This window comes from Bartonella sp. AP4SXKL (assembly GCF_042195845.1).
GTDB lineage: Bacteria > Pseudomonadota > Alphaproteobacteria > Rhizobiales > Rhizobiaceae > Bartonella.
Genome location: NZ_JBHIPA010000087.1, coordinates 1 through 573 on the forward strand (window position 1 = coordinate 1; position 573 = coordinate 573).

Here is a 573-nt window from a genome sequence, read left to right on the forward strand (position 1 = left end):
GAAAAACAAACCGGTTTCTTCCTCTATACTTACGGAAACACAGGAACCTTATCTTCTGAACGCGGACCTCTCAAATATGGTTATGGTGCTGATATCCGCTATGCTGCTCTCCAAGCCGGTGTCACATTCGCGGCATTAGAAGGACAAAATACCACAACACATTTCGGTCTTGTAGGCACCTATGGGCGGCTGTCTTTCACTCCAAAAGATATGGATGATGTAAGTAAGAGCACATTGGATAAATGGTCACTAACAGCTTATGGCAGCGTGCAGCATGACAATGGTTTCTATATGGATACACTGTTATCCTATGGAATTCTAAAAGGAGATATCGGCAATGCTATCATTGGCAAAACCGCAAAATTGCAAAATGCCAAAATGTTGAGTATCTCCACCACTGTTGGCAAAGAGTTTGCAACCGGAATGGAAAGTTTAACATTTGAGCCACAAGCACAAATTGCCTATCAACATTTGATGTTTAATACCATTGAAGATGCTGATAATTTTACCGTTGATATGAAAAATCCTTCTCAATGGTTGATCCGTGTTGGTGGACGTTTGACAAAAACCATT

At 41.0% G+C, this 573-nt stretch carries 1 protein-coding gene; it reads left to right on the forward strand.

Annotated features, from left to right (window positions below):
• A partial coding sequence (locus ACFIMI_RS09815; RefSeq protein ID WP_375692549.1) for an autotransporter domain-containing protein occupies positions 1-573 on the forward strand: 573 nt, incomplete at both ends.